Genomic DNA, 21,033 nt, shown 5'->3' with positions numbered 1-21,033 from the left:
AGTGTTACGATTATAATTTCTCAATGATGTATGTATATTCCATTTATAAGTTTGATTATTAATTTGGATATCTATATCAATAAATTAAAATAATTTATTGGTTGGAGAATTGATAATAAGGGAAAATTAATTATAGTAAGAAAATTTTTGATATCAAAGAAGAGGTGAAAATAATTATGCCAAGAATAACCAATTCAATGCTTGTTGCAAATTATTTAAATAATACAAGAAGAAATTTAGGGAATATGAGCACTTTGCAAGACCAACTATCATCAGGTAATCTTATAAAAAGGGCATCAGATAATCCATCTACAGCAACAAGAATTATGCAATTAAATAGTGAAATCGCAGCAAATAAACAATATAATTCAAATATAAAAGATATGTCAAATTGGCTTGATACAACAGATACAGCATTATCAGAAGCAGGAAATGTATTTTCTAGAATCAGAGAGCTAATGGTTAAGGCGGGAAATGGTTCTTATTCACAGGATGAAATAAACAATATTAAAGATGAAGTAGTACAAAAGGTTTCGCAGTTAGGTGATATATTAAATTCATCTTATGATGGAAATTACATTTTTGGTGGAACCAAAAGTAATTCAAAACCTGTAAAAGCAAATAGTGATGGATCAATTAGCTATTTAGATAAGGATGGAAATAAGCTACCATGTACTGCAACTGGAGCTCAAATTACAAGTGGAACACAAAGCGTTACTAGCATGTGCATAAATGGAACTGATATTATGATGCAGGTAACTGATACTAGTACAACTCCACCAACAGTAACACCAAAGACTGTTTCAACTGTAGATGCTTTGAATAATCCTAAAAATGCAGCGACCCTAAAGACAGATTTAGAAACAGCTACTTGGACTGGGTCTGGTAATGATTTATATTCATCGTATACAGCTGTAAACCAAATAGGTTCAAGCTTAAAAGGTGAAATATCAACAGGTGTTACTGTGGATTACAATCAAACTGCATCTAATATATTAAATTTTACTGATACTAACACAGGTACAAAGGTAAATGTATCTGATGTAATTAATAGTATAGTAACAGATATGAGTAATCCAACTGCTGCTAATTTGAAGGACCTTACTGGCGCACAATTAACAAATATGGATTACATAACAAAGAATTTATTAAGATGTAGATCAAATGTAGGAGCTTTACAAAACCGAATGGATTCAGCTCAATCAACGAATGAAGATCAAAACTATAATATGACAAATGTTTTATCAGAAGTTGGAGATGTGGATTATACTCAAAAAACTATGGAATATTCAGTGGCTCAAACTGTTTATACTGCATCTCTTCAAGTAAGTGGGAAAGTATTAACAAAGACATTATTAGATTATATTTAAAATAGAGGGTGTATATAGATGAAGTACATGTCAAAGGTTCATGGTGAAATAACATATGAAGATAAGGATATAATTACTTTTAAAAAAGGCGTTTTAGGTTTTGATCAGTTAAGAAAGTTTTTTCTTGTTGATTTAAAAGATACAGAACCATTCAAATTGCTTCACTCTTTAGAAGATGAAGAAGTTGGGTTTATTGTAACATCTCCATATGAATTTTTTGATGATTATGAGATTAATTTAAATAATGAAGCGATTAATAACTTAAATATACAGTCTTCACAAGAAGTTATGATTTTAACTACTATAACGTTAAATTCAGATATAAAAAAGATAACGACTAATTTACAAGGTCCAATAATTATAAATATTTCTAATAATTTAGGGGAACAAATAATAGTAGATAATTCTAAATATAAAGTTAAAGAGCCCTTGATAAAGGAGTGATTAAATGCTAATTATAACGAGAAAAAAAGGTGAATCACTCATGATTGGTGATGACATAGAAATTACTATCAGTAAAATTGAAGATGGAAGTGTAAAAATAGGAGTAAATGCCCCTAAGAATGTATCTATATTAAGAAAAGAACTTTATGATCAGGTTAGAGACGAAAATAAAGAAGCAATTAAAATTGATATTGGTTTATTGAAAAACATAGCAAAGAAATAATTAGCAAGGGAAATGCGAATAAAAGATAGGGAGGAATGTAAAACATGGATGTTAATGGAATTAGAAATGCTATAAATGTCAATAATGCTTATAATAATACTGGTGATGATAATGTTGCTGCTGACAATATTAAAACTTCAGATGTTAAGCAAGCAGATAAAACAGATATTAATGATCAAAATAAAAATCCAATTGATAAAAAAGAATTAGATAAGGCTATGAATTATTTAAATAAATTTTTAGAACCAGAAAAAACTCATGCAGAATACTCTATTCATAAAGATTTAGGTACTATGATAATTAAAATAGTTGATGATAAGACAAAAGAAACTGTTTTAGAAGCGCCACCTAAAAAGATATTAGATATGATTGCAAGTCTATTAAGGGAAGATGGATTGTTAGATAAAAAAGTATAACTTTTCAGAAAATATGTATAATAATCTGATGGAGGAGATATAGTTGGAATTTATATTGAATAAAATAGATACTGATATGAGAAAAAAACTCCAAGAAGAAATAGAAATAAGTAAAATACATTCTGGAAAGAAGATTGCAGGAAAAAAAGATTTAAAAGATGAAAAGAACTCCAACGAAAGAGAAAAGAATAATAAACAAAAAAAAATTATGAGATACGTTACAATTGATGGAGTAAAATATGAACATAAATCAATGTCAATTAGAGCAGAAAAAATTGAGAATATTTATGAAGATAACTCTAAAGGAAGAATTTTAGACGCAAAAAAATAGGAGGACTAGAAATGTATCCAAATGCTTATAATGTGTATAAAAGTAATAGTGTAAATTATGCATCTAAAGAACAATTATTATTAATGTTAGTTGAGGGTGCGGTTAAATTTGCAAAGATTGGAAGACAAGCTATGGTAGATAAGGATATCGAAAAAGCTAATTCTAGTTTAATTAGGACACAAGATATATTCACAGAGTTAATGGTTAGTTTAGATACTACCCAAGGAGAATGGACAAAACAAATGCTTAGCATATATGAGTTTATTAAGCGACAATTAGTACAAGCTAATTTGAAGAAGGATATTAAAATAATGGATGAAATTATTCCTTTGATAGAAGATGTTAGTAATCTATGGCATGATGCTTATAAAGAAGCTAAGAGACAGGGATAATATTCTATTATAAATATCAATGCACAAGTGTAAATATTCAATCAATGTTATTGGAGATTAAAATTGTGGATTGATTATATATTACAATATTACAAGAAGATGAAATAAAAAAAGGAGTGATAAAAATGACAGTTAGAATGACAGGAATTACAGGATTGTTAGATACTGATTCACTTGTTTCGGCATCTATGCAGCCTTATAAAGCAAAATATACGACACAACAGCAAAAAGAACAGTTATTAGAATGGAAACAGGAAGCATACAGAGATGTAATGAAAGATGCTAATGCATTGTACACTAAATATTTAACTTCTGATGGATCAAGTTCATTATTAATGTCAAGTACGTATAATGCGTCAAAGTTTACGTCAACTCAAGATGGAACTGTTTCAGTTACTGGATCAGCGGGGGCAGCTATTGATAATTATAGTGTAGATGTAGCACAGTTAGCAGCAAAAGCTTCTACAACACTAAAAGCAACAGATATATCTTCATCAGCTACTCTAGACCTTGCTTTTGGAGGAAAATCAATAGATACTATTAACACATCTGGAAAGAGTCAATCACAAATAACATCAGAATTGAATGCTGCACTAAAAGCAAAAGGAATAAGTGCAACAGCAAAAACTAGTGATTTTTCTGGTGGGATAGTAATAGAATCATCTGATATGGGAAGTGATATAAGTTTTACAGCTACATTAAAAGATGGCGGTGGAACAGAATTAAATACATCTACAAAGACTGCTACAGGTAAAAATCTTTATGCAACTATAAAAAAGGCTGATGGAACTACATACACAATATCGGATTCTCAGCATAAGAGTAATAGTAATAACGTAACTCTTGATGGAGTGACTTTTAATTTTAAAGATACAACAGGAGCAAGTACAACACCAGATGGAAGTGGTAATTTTACTGGAGGAACTTCGGTTAAAATTTCAGGTTCAAAAGATGTAAGCGCAGTAAAAGATAAAATAAAATCTTTTATAACTGACTACAATGCTCTTTTAGGAAAGATTAATACAAAATTATATGAGAAATATGATAAAGCTTACCAGCCACTAACTGATGATCAAAAAAAAGATATGTCAGAAACTCAAATTACAAAATGGGAAACTAAGGCAAAAACAGGATTGTTACATAATGATAGTTATTTAGATGAATTAGCACAAAGTATGAAAGATGCAATGTCTGGGATAAATGGTGACACAATGGTCTCATCTTCTGGATTAACATTAGAGAAGATAGGTATAAAACCAGTTGAAGATTATTCATCACAAAATGGATTGTATGAAGTTGATGATGCTGCTCTTACAACAGCTCTTGAAAATAATATGGATGCAGTACAAGAGCTTTTTGCAAAAAATACAGGAACTGTATCTTCTTCTGGTTTAGGTAAGCAGCTAGGAGATGTAGTGTGGAATCAAGTTAAAAAGACAAATTCTACATTTAATAACTTAGCAGGAACTGAAAATGGAAGCAATGCATTAACGAATGATATGAGTAAACAAATAAGTGATATGAAGAAGAAAATAGCAGAAATGAAAACTGACTTAGATGATAGAGAAAATACACTTTATACTAAATATGCGAAAATGGAAAGTGCATTGAGTAAATTACAATCTCAGCAATCATCATTGTCTAGTTATTTTTCTAGCGGAAGTCAAGGTTAACTAGATATATTATTAAATAACTTTTAATTGAAAAGAGTGCTAAATATGAATTTGTATGAATGTTTAGAGAATTATAAAAAAATTACTTTAGAATTAATAGAAAAAATTAAGCAGAATAATGATGAATTTGAAGAGCTTATTGATAAAAGAAGTGAAGTTTTAGAAAAAATTAAAATCATAAATTTTTCTTCGGAAGAAATTAAAGAAATAGTTGATGATTTGGATTTATTTAGACTAGATGAAGAACTTGTAAGATTGATAAAAGTCGAGCAGGTAAAAATAAAAAGTAGAATGGATATTTTAAAAAAAGGTCGTAAGGCTGCAAATAACTATAATAGAGCTTTTGAATTTCAGAATTTTTTTACTGCTAGAAGTAAATAAGGTAATTAAATAAAATTATTGAAAAAAATTTTCGAAAAAGTATAAAGTAATTTATAAATAAGACGAATAAATAAACATAAGCTTAAGCTATTAACTCTTAAGAGTTGATATAAATTATTTTAAATTAGGACATGGAAGTCCAAATTTCAAAAATCAAGGAGGAAATTATAATGATAATTAATCACAATCTTAGTGCTATGAATGCACACAGACAAATGGGAATCAACACAGGAGCTGCTTCAAAATCTATTGAAAAATTAAGCTCAGGTCAAAAAATCAACAGAGCTGGAGACGATGCTGCAGGATTAGCAATCTCTGAAAAAATGAGATCTCAAATCAGAGGATTAGATCAAGGTTCAACTAATGCTCAAGATGGTGTATCTTTAGTACAAACTGCTGAAGGTGCAATGACTGAAACTCATGCAATGTTACAAAGACTTAAAACATTGGCAACTCAAGCTTCTAACGGAACTTTACAATCAGCTGATAGAGGACAAGTTCAAACAGAAGTTGCTCAATTAAAGTCAGAAATCTCAAGAATAGCTTCTACAACTAACTTCAACGGAATTAACTTAACAGGTGCTACAGCAGGAAAAGTTACTTTCCAAGTTGGTGGTGAAGCAGGTAATGATATATCAGTACAATTAAGCTCAGCTAAAGCTGGTAATATCGGAACTAAGAGTGGTTCTTCATTTGCTAACTTAGTATACAGTAACTCAGCAGGTACTCAAATTACTGTAACTAATGGTGCAACAATAAGTAATATATCACTTTCAAGCCAAAGTGGTGCAGTTGCTGCATTAAAGGTTATTGATGATGCTATTAATCAAGTATCTACAATGAGAGCAAATCTTGGAGCAGTTCAAAACAGATTAGAACATACTATAACTGCTACTGATAATACATCAGAAAACTTACAAGCAGCTGAATCAAGAATTAGAGATACAGACATGGCTAAGGAAATGATGTCTTACACTAAGAATAATATCTTAACTCAAGCTGCACAATCAATGTTAGCTCAAGCTAACCAACAACCAAATAAAGTACTTAATTTATTACAAGGCTAATTTGATAAAAATTAAAGAGTGTCGTTTCGACACTCTTTTTTGCGTAGTAATTATAGTTATTTTAAAAATAGTATTTAAGAAAAGCTAAAAGCTATCGATAATAACTTATAAGGAGTGAAGTGATAGCATGAGTTTAGATATAGATGTATCAAAAGATGGGTATAAAATTTTAAGAGTTAAAATAGAGGATAAAAAAGTTTATTTGGGAAGTAAATATAATCAAAGGCGTGAAATTCATAAATTTCTAAGCTCCTTAGATGAGCCAACAGAAAAAGACAATTATATAATCTTTGGATTATCATTTGGAGAGCATATTGAGGAATTATTGAAAGCAACTTATGAAAGTAGTAATATTCTCATAATAGAATTTAATGAAGAATTAAAAGAATATTGTAAAAGAGACTTAAAAATAAAAAAGATATTTGAAAATTCAAGAGTAAAACTATTTGATAAAGTTGATGATATAAAAGAATTCTTTGGATTATACATAAATGAAGCTAATGTTGATCAACTTCAAACTTTAACTTATGCTAATTACTTTAAATTAAATAAAATGAATTTTATGGATACTTATAGCATTATTAGAGAAGAACTAATGAGTGTAATTTTAATGAGAAATACAGGTATTATATCTGGAGAACTTAGCTTTAATAATTTTATGAGTAATTTAAAGTATATTGGTAAGGCAACAACTGTTAATAAATTAAGAGGTAAATGTAAAAACAAACCTGCCATAATAGTATCAGCGGGGCCATCCTTAAGTAAAAATATTGATAATTTAAAAGGTGTAAAAAATGCTTTGATTTTAAGCGGTGGAAGAACTTTAAGACCTCTTATGGATAAAAAGATTATGCCTAGCTGCGTTGGTATTGTTGATCCAGGAGAGGTTTCGTATAAAGTTGTTGAAGAATATATAGATAAAATAAAGTGTCCTTTAGTATTTAATGATCAAGTACATCCTAAAATTATTGAAAGACATAATGAAAATAATTTTATTACAAGAATAAATGCATTTTTAGATGATATATGGGAGGAACCACCTTATATATTAAGTGGGGGTGGATCAATAGCTCATAGTTTAACAGCTTTAGCACTATATATGGGATGCAATCCTATTGTATTTATTGGACAGGATTTAGCGTACACTGGAGATAGAGGACATGATGTATCTGCAGGTAATAAGTGGAGTGAATTAACCTTTGATGAATACAAACGTAGTGATGACATTTATATAGAAGATATAGAAGGAAAGCCTGTTAGAACGAGTTTGCTTTTAAATGATTATAAAAAATCAATGGAAGAAATAATATCAAAATGGCCAGAAGTTGAATTTATAAATGCAACAGAAGGTGGAGCGAATATAAAAGGAACTAAAATTGAAAAGTTATCGGAAGTTCTAAAAGGATTTCCGAAAGAAGAAATTACAAGCTTGAATGAATATCTAGATGATGAAGATAAAACAGAAGTTTTAATAAAAAAATTAGAGATGTCATTAAAGAATTTTGAGAAATATATAAAACTTTGTGAAAAAGCTGAAAAATTATCAAAAGATTATAAGCAAAGTTATTATTTGAAAAATAACAAAAAATTAAATGAAATAGAAAAGGTTATAAATAAAGTTGATAATGAGATTAGAGAAAATTTAAGTGAGCTTTATATACTTAATTTTGCATTAAGTAAAGTTATATTTGAAATAGAGCGTAATGAAGAATTTATAGTGAAGAAAAATGATTCTGAAGCAGTGATGTTTAAAAAGAGTACGAGCAGAGCAGAGGCTATATATTCGGGAATAAAAAATGTAGTTAAGGAATCATGTACAAAAGTTAAAGAGTTAACTGATGAATTGAAGGAGGATTTAGGTGGAAAATAAGATTGAAGTTTTAATAGAGGCTTATAATTATATAGATAACTTAAAAAATGGAATTGAAAATTTAAGCAGCGCAATAAATGGAGGAAATGAAGAAAAAGGCGTAGGATTGATTCCGTTGATATCTGAGGGCTTAGAATGGCTTACAAAAGTTATAGATTTGACCAAAGATGTTCAAAAGGAAGAAATTTCTAGTGGTGATTTGAATGAGAAGTTAAAAGAGATAATAGAAGCTTTAGATAATGAAGACTACATATTAGTAGGAGATTTATTTAATTATGAAATAATACCTATATTAGATGAAATTAAAGGTAAAATTGGCATTATAGTTAATAACTAATGGTGTTATAGGATTCATAATATAAATTTGGAGGGGTATCATGTTAAATGGTAAATCGATTTTAATAACAGGAGGAACAGGCTCCTTTGGTAAAAAGTTTGCAGATAGAATTTTAAAGGAATATGATCCAAAGAGAATTGTAATATATTCAAGAGACGAATTTAAACAGGATGTCATGAGAAAGAATTTTTCGATTAAATATCCAGATAAAGTACATAAACTAAGATTTTTTATTGGAGATGTAAGGGATAAAGAAAGACTTTATAGAGCTTTTAAAGATATCGATTATGTAATTCATGCAGCAGCTATGAAACAAGTGCCGGCATGTGAGTATAATCCTTTTGAAGCAATAAAAACTAACATTCATGGAGCACAAAATATTGTAGATGCTGCAATTGACTGTAATGTTAAAAAAGTTGTAGCATTATCTACTGATAAAGCTGTAAATCCAATTAATTTGTACGGAGGTACAAAACTTGTTTCTGATAAATTGTTTATTTCAGGAAATGCTTATTCGGGTGGAGATGGAACAATATTTTCAGTTGTTAGATATGGAAATGTTGCAGGCAGCAGAGGGTCTGTAATTCCTTTCTTTGAAGCGTTGATAAAAGAAGGAAAAAAGGTACTTCCAATAACGGATACAAGGATGACAAGATTTTGGATAACTTTAGATGAAGGTGTAGACTTAGTTTTTAAGGCTCTTAAAGAATCAAGAGGTGGAGAAACTTATATTTCAAAGATTCCTTCTTTTAAAATTACAGATTTAGCCTTTGCTATGTTAGATGATATTGATATAAATGAAATAGGTATAAGAGAAGGCGAAAAGCTTGATGAAGTAATGATTACTAAAGATGATTCAAGAATGACTTATGAATATGATAAACATTATATAATATATCCGCATTTTGATTGGTGGAACTCTCAAAATTATATGACACCAGGTGGAGAGTTAGTTGAAGAAGGATTTGAATATAATTCTGGAACTAATAAAGAGTGGCTTAATGTTAAAGAATTAAGAGAAGTGCTTAAAAAAGAAGGTTTATATAATTATGAAAAATATAAGTAATCAATTAACAATCAAATATGAACTGAAACGTCTAGAGGAAAATTTTTTTCGTGTGGGGTGGATGTAGATGGAGAATAAGCCGAGTTTACTTTTGACTTCCATAGGAAAAAGAGTGCAGCTCATTAAGCATCTAAGTAAAACTTTTAATATAATTGGTGTGGATGCAGGAGATATAAATCCGGCAAAGTCTTTTGTACATAAATTTTATAAAATTCCTAAGGCAAGTGAAAAAAATTACATAGAAATCTTACTTGAAATTTGTAAAATAGAAAAGGTTAAAGTTTTAATTCCTTTATATGAAGGGGAATTTGAAATATTACATAATGAAAGAAGTGAATTTTATAGGATAGGAACGGTTATTCTATTAAGTAATAAAGAAATTTTAAATATATGTAAAGATAAAGAAGGGACTTATAAATACTTTGTGGATTCAAAAGTTAATATTCCCAAAGTTTATTCAGAGACTGAAATCGAAGATATCTTAACTTATGGTGATATAGATAAGTTACCGTTAATAGTAAAGCCTAGATATGGAATGGGAAGCAGTAATGTGTTCAAACTAAATAATTTTAAGGAATTGAGATTCTTTAAGGAATATGTTAATGATGGAATAATACAGGAATTTATTGATGGAGATGAATATACTGTCGATACGTTGGTAGACTTAAATGGAAATCCAATATATGTAGTTCCGAGAAAAAGAATCGAAGTTAGATCTGGAGAGGTAGTTAAAAGTGCTACGGAAAGAAATCAAGGCATAATAAATGAAACCTTAAGAGTAATTGAGCATTTAAATAATCTGAGAGATGAAGAAAAATTGGCTTTAAGTGGACCGTTAACAATACAATTTTTTAAAACTTGGGATGGAAAAGTATATCTATTAGAGATAAATCCGAGGTTTGGGGGCGGAGTTCCATTATCCTTTGAAGCTGGAGCTGATTATGGAAAGAAAATTCGCGAAATGCTTAAGGGGAAAGATATGGAATATGTAGAGGCTTTTGATGAAGTTATGATGCTTAGATATGAGGAGGCAACATTTGAATCAGTTAAGAGTTAGAAGTTATGAGTTAAGAGTTATGGTTGGACAAATTCCTAGGAAATTTGAAATGTATATTGTTTTACTGATAAATAATTAATTTATGATATGACTATAAGGATGAAGATATGATTAAGGCTTTAATTTTTGATTTAGATGATACTTTGTATTATGAAATGGAATATGTGTTGGGGGCTTTTAAAGAGGTTGCTCACTATTTGGGGAATAAATATAAAAAAGACAGCGAAGAGTTGTATGTAAGAATGAAACAAATACTTGAAGAGTCTGGTAGAGGTAAGATATTTAATGTTATTTGTGAAGAAAATGGTTTTAAAGAAGATATTAATGATCTAGTTGATATATATAGAAGTTCAGTACCTGAATTAGAACTTTATGAGGATAGTAAAGAAGTCTTAAATTGGGCAAGAAGAAATGGTTATAAGCTTGGTATTATAACAGATGGATGTTCTAAGGTACAGTGGAACAAAATAAAGGCTTTAGGTATTGAAAAATCAGTGAATAAAATAATTGTAACTGATGATTTAGGAATAGCATTTTGGAAACCACACAAGAAATCATATTTAGAAATGGTAGAGCATTTCAAAATCAGTGAAGATGAATGTGTCTACACTGGAGATAATCCTAATAAAGATTTTATTGGTGCAAGAGAAATTGGAATAAAAACTGTTAGGATTATAAGGGAAAAAGGAGATCATATTAAAACTTTTTTGGATGAAAAGTACGAGGCGGGTTTAAATATAACTAACCTTTTTGAATTAAGAAATTTATTAGAAAATAATAAGATTTAATTTAAATAAATGTAAGGATGATGAATACATATGAAAGTTTTATGTATAGTTCAAGCTAGAATGGGATCAGAAAGATTACCAGGAAAAGTTATGAAAGAAATTAATGGACAGCCTATGATTAGCTATACATTAAATTCTCTTAAGAAAAGTAGATATATAGATGAGATAATTTTAGCTACATCAACACAAGAAATTAATGATCCATTAGCAGAGTATGTTGATAAAAATAACTTTGAAGTTTTTAGAAATGATAATGAAAATAATGTGATTGAAAGATATAAACTCGCAAGTGATAAATATGGGGGAGACATAATAATAAGAGTTACAGGGGATTGTCCATTAATAAATCCAATAATAGTTGATCATGTTGTTACTAAATTTTTAATGTATGATTATGACTATGTAAGATTGGATGTACCTGATACATTTCAAAGAGGATTTGATGTAGAAGTATTTTCAAAGGCAGCTTTAGATAGAGTTTATAACAAAGTTTGTTCAGATGAAAACATTAATAATGAGGATTATGCTCCTTTTAGGGAACATGTAACATTTTATATTTACAATCATCAAGATGAATTTAAGGTTGGATATGTTAAAGGAGAAGAAAAATTTTTTGATAATAGAAATATCAATTTAAGTGTGGATACACTGGAAGATTTTGAGAGAGTTGAAGAAATTTTAAAAGGACAATAATTTTTGTTGATTGTCTCAGATGGAAGCTATAAAATGCCAAGAATATAAGAATATAACTTGGTGATAAAGAGAATTATCTGATAAAAAATGTATCAAAAATATTTATTTAGTTCCAACATTGTGAAGAACATCTTATATTGATGATTAGGTAATATATGCGTGATTGAAAGCAATGATAAAATTATTGTTGAACTTAAAGAATATAGAAGATATTAAAATTATAAAATTCAAAAGTAGAAATTTAAGGAGAAGTTTTTGTATGGATAAAGAAGTTGCAATTTTAGGAGGAGGAATTGCGGGATTAGGCGTAGCGTATGAACTAGGAAAGGAAAGATCAATAGTATACGAAAAAGAAAATTACAGTGGAGGTCTTTGTAATAGCTTTAGAATAGGAGATTATATATTCGATACAGCTATTCATTTATCGTTTACTAAAGATAAAATAGTAAGAAAAATATTTGATAATATTAAATATAATACTCACATACCTCAGCCCACTAATTATTATAGTGGAAATTGGATACGACATCCGATACAAAATAATTTATACTTTTTATCAGATGAAGAAAAGTTAGAAGCGGTTGTTGATTTTATTAATAAGCCTAAATTAAATAAAGAGCCTAAAAATTATAAGGAATATTTATATTCACACTATGGCAAATATATAGCAGAAAAATTTTTTGATAAATATACAAGAAAGTATTGGTGTGCATCATCAGAAGTTTTAGGAATAGAGTGGATAGAGAATAGAATGTATGATTTATCAATGGAAAAATTGTTAAAAAGTATACTTCTAAATGTTAGTAATGGTGAATATTATGCAAAAGAAATGAGATATCCACAAAGGGGTGGATATAAGTCTTTTTTAAAACCACTAATTGATAAGGTAGATATAATGAAAAATAAAAATGTTGAATTAATAGATACTTCAAAAAAATATATAGAATTTTCAGATGGAACAAAAGAATATTATAATAAACTTATTAGCTCACTTCCATTGCCAGAGTTAGTTATTAAGTTAAAAGAAAACCACAAGGAAATACAACAAATATCAGATAAACTACATGCAACATCAATTATTTTAGTATCGATTGGATTTAAAAACTATATTGAATTAAATTCATTATGGTTTTATATATATGATGAGGACATTCCGTTCTGCAGAGTGCATTTACCACATAAAAAATCTAGTAACAATGTGCCAAATGGGTGCTCATCAATTCAATGTGAAATCTACTATGATAGAAAAAGAAATATTAACATAAACAAAGATAATCTTGTAGAAAGAGTTGTTGAAAATTTAATAAATATGAATATATGTACGCAGAATGACATTAGCTTTGTAGATATAAGGGAAAAAGAGTATGCGAATGTAGTGTTTGACTTAGAGACAAAAAAGAATAAAGAAATAGTAAAGAAATTTATAAATAAAAGAGAAATAGAATTAGTAGGAAGATTCGGAGAATGGGAATATTTTTGGAGTGATCAAAGTTTGCTAAGCGGAATAAACAAAGCGAAAGAATATAAAGTTAGGAATGGAGTAAATTTATGAAAGTAGTTATATTAGCTGGTGGATATGGAACAAGAATATCTGAAGAGTCACATTTACGACCTAAGCCGATGATTGAAATTGGTGGAAATCCAATATTGTGGCATATAATGAAATGCTATTCATATTATGGATTTAATGAGTTTGTAATATGTTGCGGGTATAAAGGTTATATGATAAAGGAATATTTCGCGGATTATTATTTACATCGTTCTGATGTCACATTTGACTTTACGAATAATAATGAGATTAAAATACACTCAAATGTAGTAGAACCATGGAAAGTTACATTAATAGATACCGGCTTAGATACTATGACTGGCGGACGTTTGAAAAGGGTGAGGAAATATATTGGCAACCAAACTTTTATGCTTACATATGGTGATGGAGTAAGTGATGTAAATATAAATGAATTGCTACAGTTTCATAATAAAAATAATAAAATTGCTACAGTAACAGCAATCCAGCCAGGTGGAAGATTTGGTGTGCTAGATATCAATGAAAAAAACGAAATTAATTCATTTACTGAAAAGTCGCGAGAAGATGGAGGATGGATTAATGGTGGATATATGGTTCTTGAACCAGAGATATTTGAACATTTAGATGGTGATGATACTATTTTAGAAAGAAAGCCATTAGAATGCTTAGCAAAACAAGGAAAATTGAGTGCATATAAACATGAGGGATTTTGGCAATGCATGGATACTCAAAGAGATAAAGAATTACTTGAGCGTTTGTGGAAAGAAAATAACTCGAAATGGAAGGTTTGGAAATAGATATGCTTGAGTTTTATAAAGATAAAAAAATTTTTATAACTGGACATACAGGATTTAAAGGAAGTTGGTTAAGTAAAATATTGATTATGGCAGGAGCCAAAGTTTGTGGATTTTCTCAGCTACCGAAGGATGAACCTGCTTTGTTTGATATTTTAGAACTAAGTAATGAAATGATGTCTATAATTGGAGATGTGAGGAAATTAGATGAAATACAAATGGCAATGGATGATTTTAATCCTGATATTATATTTCATCTTGCTGCTCAACCTATAGTTAGAGAATCTTATACAAATCCAGTTTATACTTTCGAAACTAATGTAATGGGGACAGTAAATTTACTTGAAGCAGTAAGAAAGTGCAAAGGTGTGAAATCTGTAGTTAATGTTACTACAGATAAAGTCTATGAAAATAAGGAGTGGGAATGGGGATATCGTGAAAATGATCGATTAAATGGATTTGATCCATATTCTAACTCTAAATCGTGCTCTGAATTAGTTACCAGCTCTTATAAAAATTCATTTTTTAATGAATTAAAGATTTCAGTATCTACTGCAAGAGCAGGTAATGTAATAGGTGGAGGAGATTTCTCAGTGAATAGGATAGTTCCAGATTGTGTAAGAGCAGCAGTTAAGCATGAAGATATTATTATTAGAAATCCGAATTCTATTAGGCCTTACCAACATGTTTTTGAAGCACTTTCAGCCTATCTTTTGATTGCGAAGGTTCAATATAGCAATAAATTTTTTGAAGGAGTATACAATATTGGGCCTAATGAAGATGGATGTGTTAGCACTAGAAAAATTGCAGATATATTTTGCAAGTCATGGGGAGATTTGAACTGGATAGATAAACACGGAATTGATTCAAATCATGAAGCTAGTTTATTAAGACTTGATTGTTCGAAAATAAGAAATACTATTGGATGGCATCCCAAAATGAATATAGAACAAGCTATTAATCTAACTGTAGATTGGACAAAAGCATACTATAATAAAAAAGATATACGTGAGATAAGTGAAGCACATATAAGAACATATTTTGGAGGAATTCTATAATGTTTGAAAATAAAACACAACTAGAAGCAAGACAAGAAATTATTAGTATGGTTAAGGAATACTATGAAAATTTTTTAAATAACAATAAAGAATTTAGTAAAGGGGATAGAATATCATACTCTGCAAGAGTATACGATGATAAAGAATTATGTAGTTTAGTTGATAGTTCTTTAGATTTTTGGCTTACTATGGGAAGATATTCAGATAAATTTGAAAGAGAATTTGCAAGTTTTCTTGGAATAAAGTATTGTTCTGTCGTGAATTCAGGATCTTCTGCCAACTTGTTGGCGTTTTCTGCTTTGACTTCTCCTCTTCTTAAAGAAAGAAGAATTAATAGAGGTGATGAAGTCATAACTGTTGCAGCTGGTTTTCCGACAACAGTAGCACCAGTAATTCAATATGGAGCAATTCCAGTTTTTGTTGATGTTACAATTCCTGAGTATAATATAGATGTTAATATGCTTGAGAAGGCTTTATCAAATAAAACAAAGGCAATAATGATTGCACATACGTTGGGAAATCCATTTAAGCTAGATAAAGTAAAGCAATTTTGCAACAGGCATAATCTTTGGTTGGTTGAAGATAATTGTGATGCACTGGGATCAAAATATTATATAGATGGAGTTTGGAAATATACTGGGACAGTGGGAGATATTGGAACATCCAGCTTTTATCCTCCACATCATATTACTATGGGAGAAGGTGGTGCAGTATACACAAATAATCCTTTACTCAATAAAATAATTAAGTCTATGAGAGATTGGGGACGAGATTGTTCATGTCCATCTGGAGTAGATAATCTATGTAATAATAGGTTTAATGGACAATTTGGAGAATTGCCTAAAGGATATGATCATAAATATGTTTATTCGCATTTTGGATATAATTTAAAGATCACAGATATGCAGGCAGCAATAGGTTGTGAGCAAATTAAAAAATTATCTTCATTTATAGAAAAAAGAAAGAAGAATTGGAATAATTTAAAAAGAGGTCTTGAAAGTGTTTCAGGAAAAATTATTTTGCCACAGTTTGATGAAAATGCAGATCCTTCATGGTTTGGTTTTTTAATTACAGTGGAAGAAGGCAGTGGAATTAGTCGTGATGATCTTGTCAAATATCTTGAAAGCCATAATATACAAACCAGAATGCTATTTGCAGGTAATTTAATTAAACATCCATGTTTTGATGAAATGAGAGGAATAAAAGATGGATATAGAGTTATTGAAGAATTGAAAAATACAGATATGATAATGAATAATTCATTTTGGATTGGAGTATATCCCGAAATGAACGAAAAGGCTATTGAATATATGATTGTAAAAATAAAGGAGTATCTAGAATGAAAAGTGCTATAATTACTGGTGCAACTGGATTCATTGGGAGAAATTTGGTGAGACAGCTTTCTTTAAAAGGAATTAAAGTTTATGCAATAGTAAGAGATAGGGATAAAGCCAACGATATAATATTTAATAATGTGATGGTTATTGAATGCGAAATGAATGATTATGAAAATCTTGGTTCACTCATAGGAGCAGAAAATATAGATGTATTTTATCATCTTGCATGGGATGGAGTATTTGGAGACAAGAGAGCAGATTATAAGTTACAATTAAACAATATAAAATGCGCATGCGAAGCCATAAAGACTTCAAGCACTATTGGGATTAAAAAATTCGTTTTTTTAGGAACTGTAAGTCAATATCAAAAGTACTGTGACGCATATAAAGGTTTAACACAGAATAATATTTATGGAATAGCAAAGTCAACAGCTGATAGTATTATTAAAAATTTAGCATATAGTATGAATATTCAATATGTCCTAGGGATAATGTCAAATATCTATGGGCCAGGGCAGGATTCAAAATCTTTTATTCAGTACTCAATAAATAAAATATTAGCAAGAAAAAAATTATCATTAACAAATTGCCATCAAGTATATGATTTTATGCATATAAATGATGCTGTTGAAGCTCTTTATTTAATAGGAAAAAGCGAAAAAATAAGTGACGAATATTATATAGGAAATGATTTTCAAAGGCCTCTTAAAGATTTTATAAATGAATTAAGGGAGTGCATTGATAAAAATGCAGATATTGGCTTTGGGGATATTCCATATAACGGAATAGATGTAGATTATAGCAAAATAGATGTTGAGTTATTATATAAAGAATTTGATTTTAAATGTAAGTTCGATTTTAAAAGTGGAATCAAGAATACTTTAGGAATAAATTAATAAAAGTGAGGGATATTGATATGCATAAGTTTTTTTTTGAAGAAACTACTATTAAGGACTTGTTTGTAGTAACTCCGTTTTACAATGAAGATGATAGAGGAATATTTGTAAAATCTTTTGAAAAAGATATATTTAAAGAAAATGGAATAGATTTTGTTCCATACGAATATTTTGAAACAACTTCTAAAAGATATGTAATAAGAGGTCTTCATTTTCAAACAGAAAACCCTCAGGCAAAGCTTATAAGAGTACCATATGGAAGGATTTTTGATGTTGCTGTTGATATTAGAAGTGGTTCGAAAACATTTGGTAAGTGGTATGGAATTACTCTTTCAAGTGAAAACAGAAAGATGTTTTATATTCCAAAGGGATTTGCACATGGATTTCTAACATTATCAGACATTGCTATTGTTTCATATTTGTGTGACGATAAATACTCAGCTGAAACTGACGATGGAATATTTTGGGGGGACAAAGATTTGGCTATAGACTGGCCGATATCCAATGAAGAAGAGATTACAATTTCGGATAGAGATGAAAAACTACAAGCATTTAAAAAGTTCAGCAGAGGTATCTAGTAATTATAAATATAGGATTATTGGATATTGCAATATAATAATGTATTTTATTGTATTATAATAAGGAAAAATATTAAATTAATAAGATTAACATTTGGTAATTGAAATATAATATTAATTACGTAATTTAGAAAGAAGTTCAATTATTATTATAATTTGATATAATAAAATGAAAATATCGAGGTGAAATGAATTGAAGAAAGCACTAATAACAGGGATAACAGGCCAAGATGGATCATACTTGACAGAGTTTTTGTTAAAAAAAGGATATGAAGTGCATGGGATTATAAGAAGACATAGTATGATTAGTACATCAAGAATAGATTATCTTTTTGAAGATTCTAAAATAGGAAATAAATCATTGTTTCTTCATTATGGAGATTTGACAGATTCAAGTAACTTGAATAGAATATTGGAAAAGGTAAAACCAGATGAAATATATAATCTAGCAGCTCAAAGCCATGTCGCTGTTTCGTTTGAGGTTCCAGAGTATACTGCAGAAACAACAGGGGTTGGTACTTTAAGGCTATTAGATGCAATAAAAGATTCAGGATTAAAGTGCAAATTTTATCAAGCATCTACATCAGAACTTTTTGGCGGATTGGCAGAAACTGCTCCTCAGAATGAAAATACTCCTTTTTATCCTAAAAGTCCTTATGGAGTTGCAAAACTTTATTCATATTGGGTAACTGTTAATTATAGAGAATCATATAATGTGTTTGCTTGCAATGGGATATTGTTTAATCATGAATCACCAAGAAGGGGAGAAACGTTTGTAACAAGAAAAATAACAAGGGCTGTTGCATCAATTGTAGCAGGAAAGCAGAATATCCTTTCGCTTGGCAATTTAGATGCAAAAAGAGATTGGGGATTCGCTGGAGATTATGTTAAGGGGATGTGGTTAATGCTTCAGCAGAATGAACCAGAAGATTATGTTCTAGCTACAAATGAAACACATACTGTTAGAGAATTTGTAGAATTAGCATTTAAAATAGTCGGAATACAAATTGTATGGAGTGGTTCTGGAATAGATGAAAAAGGAATTGATAGGAAAACTGGAAAAGTTCTAGTGGAAATAAATAGTAAATATTTTAGACCAGCAGAGGTGGAAGTATTACATGGTGATTGTAGTAAAGCAATTAAAAAGTTAGGATGGACAAGGGAAGTTGATTTTTTTAAATTAGTGGAAATGATGGTTGATTATGATATGAAGGTAATAGCAGGCATGTCAATTGAAGAATTTATTGGGTCTCAAGAAGTTGCTATTGATAGAAAATAATAGAGATTTAGCTTGATAGGAGAGAAAGTAATGGTAAAGGCTAGTATAATAATCACTATTTATAATAAAGAAAAATACTTGCATGAAGCAATTGAGAGCGCACTTAATCAAACTATGAATAAATCTGATTATGAGATATTATTAGTTAATAATGGGTCAGAAGATGGAAGCAGGGAAATAGCAGAAAAATATGTTAAAGAAAATAGTAATATTAGATTAATTAATCAGGATAATAGAGGAATTGGAGGCGCTAATAATACAGGAATTAGAAATGCTAATGGAAAATACATATGTATTTTGCATGCAGATGATTTAGCAGATGAAAAACTACTAGATGTTTGTTGCAAATATATGGAACAGTATGAATTAGATTTTATTAATTTTCCATATCATGTTTATAATAATGGAAAAAAAGCTGAAAATTTTGAGTTAAGTGGCGTTGAATGTGAAAAAATTTATAACGGTAAAGAATTCTTTAAAAGAGAGAGTTGGACAGGTCCTGAATTTGCGCATATGTTTAATAGAAATTTTTTGATAAAAAGTAAGCTGTTTTTTGATGAATCTGTATTAAGGGTTGATTTTGAATTTAGTCACAGATTATTTCTTGAAGCATCAAGAACAATGTATATAAATTATTTTTTATATACATACAGAACCAATTCTGGAAGTATATCGTATCATACTGATAATAGAGAATTTATTAATACGGAACAGATTGTATTATATAAATTGTATGATTTAATAGAAAAAAATAATAGCGATGATAAGGCATTAATGAGTATGTTGAAAAAAAATTTTATTTATCAAATGTATTTACTATTAATGACGATTGAAGAAAATGTAAAATTAAACATTGAATATCTATATGAAATTGCATTTGAACAATTTAGCTATTTATATAAGAAACTGTACTTAAGTCAAGGAATGACTACATATGATTGTTTGTATTTTAACCAATTAATTCGTGTAGCTATAAAGTCATTTAAAATAAAAATAGAAGATGAAATCATTATTCAAATCTTTAATGAAAATATTTATGAAGAAAAAGAATACAAAATTGAACTTTTAAAACAAATTCCATTTGAAAATTTAAATAAAAGAATAGCTATCTACGGAATTGGAGAACACACATATTCAATGTTAAAGTTTTATAATGAGAATATAGGAAAAATTAATTCTGAATTGAGCTATATAGACAGTTTTAAGGGTAAAAATGGAGAAAGGTTTAATAATAAAAATATTATAAATATAGAGGATGTTTGTAATTATGAATTTGATTATATAATAATCTCGAGTTTAAGATATGAAGATGAGATGTTTGTTAATCTAAAAAATCATATTAATAAAAGTTCTGAAAGTATTATATTTAGGTTATATAAGAATTTACCATTATTTTATTACCCCCTATTTATTGATGAGGAGGTTTTATAAGAAAATCTCAGTTTTATGGATGAA

23 protein-coding genes are annotated in these 21,033 nt (G+C 29.0%); all 23 read left to right on the top strand.

The window, feature by feature from the left end:
- Nucleotides 1-176 precede the first annotated feature (176 nt).
- Nucleotides 177-1,370 carry a flagellar hook-associated protein FlgL gene (gene flgL / locus L3B98_RS10510; RefSeq protein WP_238916583.1) on the top strand — a complete coding sequence of 398 codons (1,194 nt, stop codon included), beginning with the start codon at nucleotides 177-179 and terminating at the stop codon, nucleotides 1,368-1,370.
- An 18-nt stretch (nucleotides 1,371-1,388) separates the two neighbouring features.
- The gene (gene fliW, locus L3B98_RS10505; RefSeq protein ID WP_238916582.1) at nucleotides 1,389-1,814 is read left to right on the top strand and encodes a flagellar assembly protein FliW; all 426 of its coding nucleotides are present in this window, start codon (nucleotides 1,389-1,391) and stop codon (nucleotides 1,812-1,814) included.
- A 4-nt stretch (nucleotides 1,815-1,818) separates the two neighbouring features.
- A complete protein-coding gene (csrA, locus tag L3B98_RS10500) occupies nucleotides 1,819-2,037 on the top strand; it encodes a carbon storage regulator CsrA (protein ID WP_238916581.1) in 219 nt (72 codons plus the stop codon).
- Between the two features lie 44 nt (nucleotides 2,038-2,081).
- Complete coding sequence (locus L3B98_RS10495; RefSeq protein WP_238916580.1) at nucleotides 2,082-2,453, top strand: flagellar protein FlaG; 372 nt, start codon at nucleotides 2,082-2,084, stop codon at nucleotides 2,451-2,453.
- Between the two features lie 43 nt (nucleotides 2,454-2,496).
- A complete protein-coding gene (locus tag L3B98_RS10490) occupies nucleotides 2,497-2,784 on the top strand; it encodes a hypothetical protein (RefSeq protein WP_238916579.1) in 288 nt (95 codons plus the stop codon).
- Nucleotides 2,785-2,795: 11 nt separating this feature from the next.
- Nucleotides 2,796-3,176, top strand: a complete 381-nt coding sequence (gene fliS / locus L3B98_RS10485) for a flagellar export chaperone FliS (protein ID WP_238916578.1) — start codon at nucleotides 2,796-2,798, stop codon at nucleotides 3,174-3,176.
- Between the two features lie 125 nt (nucleotides 3,177-3,301).
- Nucleotides 3,302-4,849 (top strand): flagellar filament capping protein FliD, encoded by a 1,548-nt coding sequence (gene fliD / locus L3B98_RS10480; RefSeq protein WP_238916577.1) that lies wholly within the window; start codon nucleotides 3,302-3,304, stop codon nucleotides 4,847-4,849.
- A gap of 45 nt (nucleotides 4,850-4,894) precedes the next feature.
- Entirely contained in the window at nucleotides 4,895-5,230 is a 336-nt protein-coding gene (locus tag L3B98_RS10475) for a flagellar protein FliT (protein WP_238916576.1), read from the top strand.
- 170 nt (nucleotides 5,231-5,400) lie between these two features.
- Nucleotides 5,401-6,297, top strand: coding sequence for a flagellin (locus L3B98_RS10470; RefSeq protein WP_238916575.1), 897 nt, complete (start codon nucleotides 5,401-5,403; stop codon nucleotides 6,295-6,297).
- A 127-nt stretch (nucleotides 6,298-6,424) separates the two neighbouring features.
- Nucleotides 6,425-8,167, top strand: a complete 1,743-nt coding sequence (locus L3B98_RS10465) for a 6-hydroxymethylpterin diphosphokinase MptE-like protein (protein ID WP_238916574.1) — start codon at nucleotides 6,425-6,427, stop codon at nucleotides 8,165-8,167.
- A complete protein-coding gene (locus L3B98_RS10460; protein WP_238916573.1) occupies nucleotides 8,157-8,504 on the top strand; it encodes a hypothetical protein in 348 nt (115 codons plus the stop codon). Before L3B98_RS10465 ends, L3B98_RS10460 begins: the two co-directional genes overlap by 11 nt.
- 40 nt (nucleotides 8,505-8,544) lie before the next feature.
- Nucleotides 8,545-9,570, top strand: a complete 1,026-nt coding sequence (gene pseB / locus L3B98_RS10455; protein ID WP_238916572.1) for a UDP-N-acetylglucosamine 4,6-dehydratase (inverting) — start codon at nucleotides 8,545-8,547, stop codon at nucleotides 9,568-9,570.
- 67 nt (nucleotides 9,571-9,637) lie between these two features.
- A complete protein-coding gene (locus L3B98_RS10450; RefSeq protein WP_238916571.1) occupies nucleotides 9,638-10,627 on the top strand; it encodes an ATP-grasp domain-containing protein in 990 nt (329 codons plus the stop codon).
- A 107-nt stretch (nucleotides 10,628-10,734) separates the two neighbouring features.
- Nucleotides 10,735-11,415, top strand: coding sequence for an HAD-IA family hydrolase (locus L3B98_RS10445; RefSeq protein WP_238916570.1), 681 nt, complete (start codon nucleotides 10,735-10,737; stop codon nucleotides 11,413-11,415).
- 30 nt (nucleotides 11,416-11,445) lie between these two features.
- Nucleotides 11,446-12,108: a glycosyltransferase family protein gene (locus L3B98_RS10440; RefSeq protein ID WP_238916569.1), complete on the top strand. Its 663-nt coding sequence runs from the start codon at nucleotides 11,446-11,448 to the stop codon at nucleotides 12,106-12,108.
- A gap of 259 nt (nucleotides 12,109-12,367) precedes the next feature.
- Entirely contained in the window at nucleotides 12,368-13,660 is a 1,293-nt protein-coding gene (locus tag L3B98_RS10435; protein WP_238916568.1) for an NAD(P)-binding protein, read from the top strand.
- Nucleotides 13,657-14,433 (top strand): glucose-1-phosphate cytidylyltransferase, encoded by a 777-nt coding sequence (gene rfbF / locus L3B98_RS10430; RefSeq protein ID WP_238916567.1) that lies wholly within the window; start codon nucleotides 13,657-13,659, stop codon nucleotides 14,431-14,433. Before L3B98_RS10435 ends, rfbF begins: the two co-directional genes overlap by 4 nt.
- Nucleotides 14,415-15,488, top strand: a complete 1,074-nt coding sequence (rfbG, locus tag L3B98_RS10425) for a CDP-glucose 4,6-dehydratase (RefSeq protein WP_238916566.1) — start codon at nucleotides 14,415-14,417, stop codon at nucleotides 15,486-15,488. Before rfbF ends, rfbG begins: the two co-directional genes overlap by 19 nt.
- Nucleotides 15,488-16,831 carry a lipopolysaccharide biosynthesis protein RfbH gene (gene rfbH, locus L3B98_RS10420; protein ID WP_238916565.1) on the top strand — a complete coding sequence of 448 codons (1,344 nt, stop codon included), beginning with the start codon at nucleotides 15,488-15,490 and terminating at the stop codon, nucleotides 16,829-16,831. The genes rfbG and rfbH overlap by 1 nt, the downstream gene beginning before the upstream one ends.
- The gene (locus L3B98_RS10415) at nucleotides 16,828-17,721 is read left to right on the top strand and encodes an NAD-dependent epimerase/dehydratase family protein (protein ID WP_238916564.1); all 894 of its coding nucleotides are present in this window, start codon (nucleotides 16,828-16,830) and stop codon (nucleotides 17,719-17,721) included. Before rfbH ends, L3B98_RS10415 begins: the two co-directional genes overlap by 4 nt.
- Before the next feature lie 20 nt (nucleotides 17,722-17,741).
- Entirely contained in the window at nucleotides 17,742-18,299 is a 558-nt protein-coding gene (rfbC, locus tag L3B98_RS10410) for a dTDP-4-dehydrorhamnose 3,5-epimerase (RefSeq protein WP_238916563.1), read from the top strand.
- 193 nt (nucleotides 18,300-18,492) lie between these two features.
- A complete protein-coding gene (gmd, locus tag L3B98_RS10405) occupies nucleotides 18,493-19,578 on the top strand; it encodes a GDP-mannose 4,6-dehydratase (RefSeq protein ID WP_238916562.1) in 1,086 nt (361 codons plus the stop codon).
- A 30-nt stretch (nucleotides 19,579-19,608) separates the two neighbouring features.
- A complete protein-coding gene (locus tag L3B98_RS10400) occupies nucleotides 19,609-21,009 on the top strand; it encodes a glycosyltransferase family 2 protein (protein WP_238916561.1) in 1,401 nt (466 codons plus the stop codon).
- Nucleotides 21,010-21,033 lie beyond the last annotated feature (24 nt).

Origin of the sequence: Clostridium sp. YIM B02555, from assembly GCF_022320955.1 — a bacterium.
Classification (GTDB): domain Bacteria; phylum Bacillota; class Clostridia; order Clostridiales; family Clostridiaceae; genus Clostridium; species Clostridium saccharoperbutylacetonicum.
The sequence above is the reverse complement of the archived record's forward strand: the minus strand, read 5'-3'. Positions and strand labels throughout refer to the sequence as shown.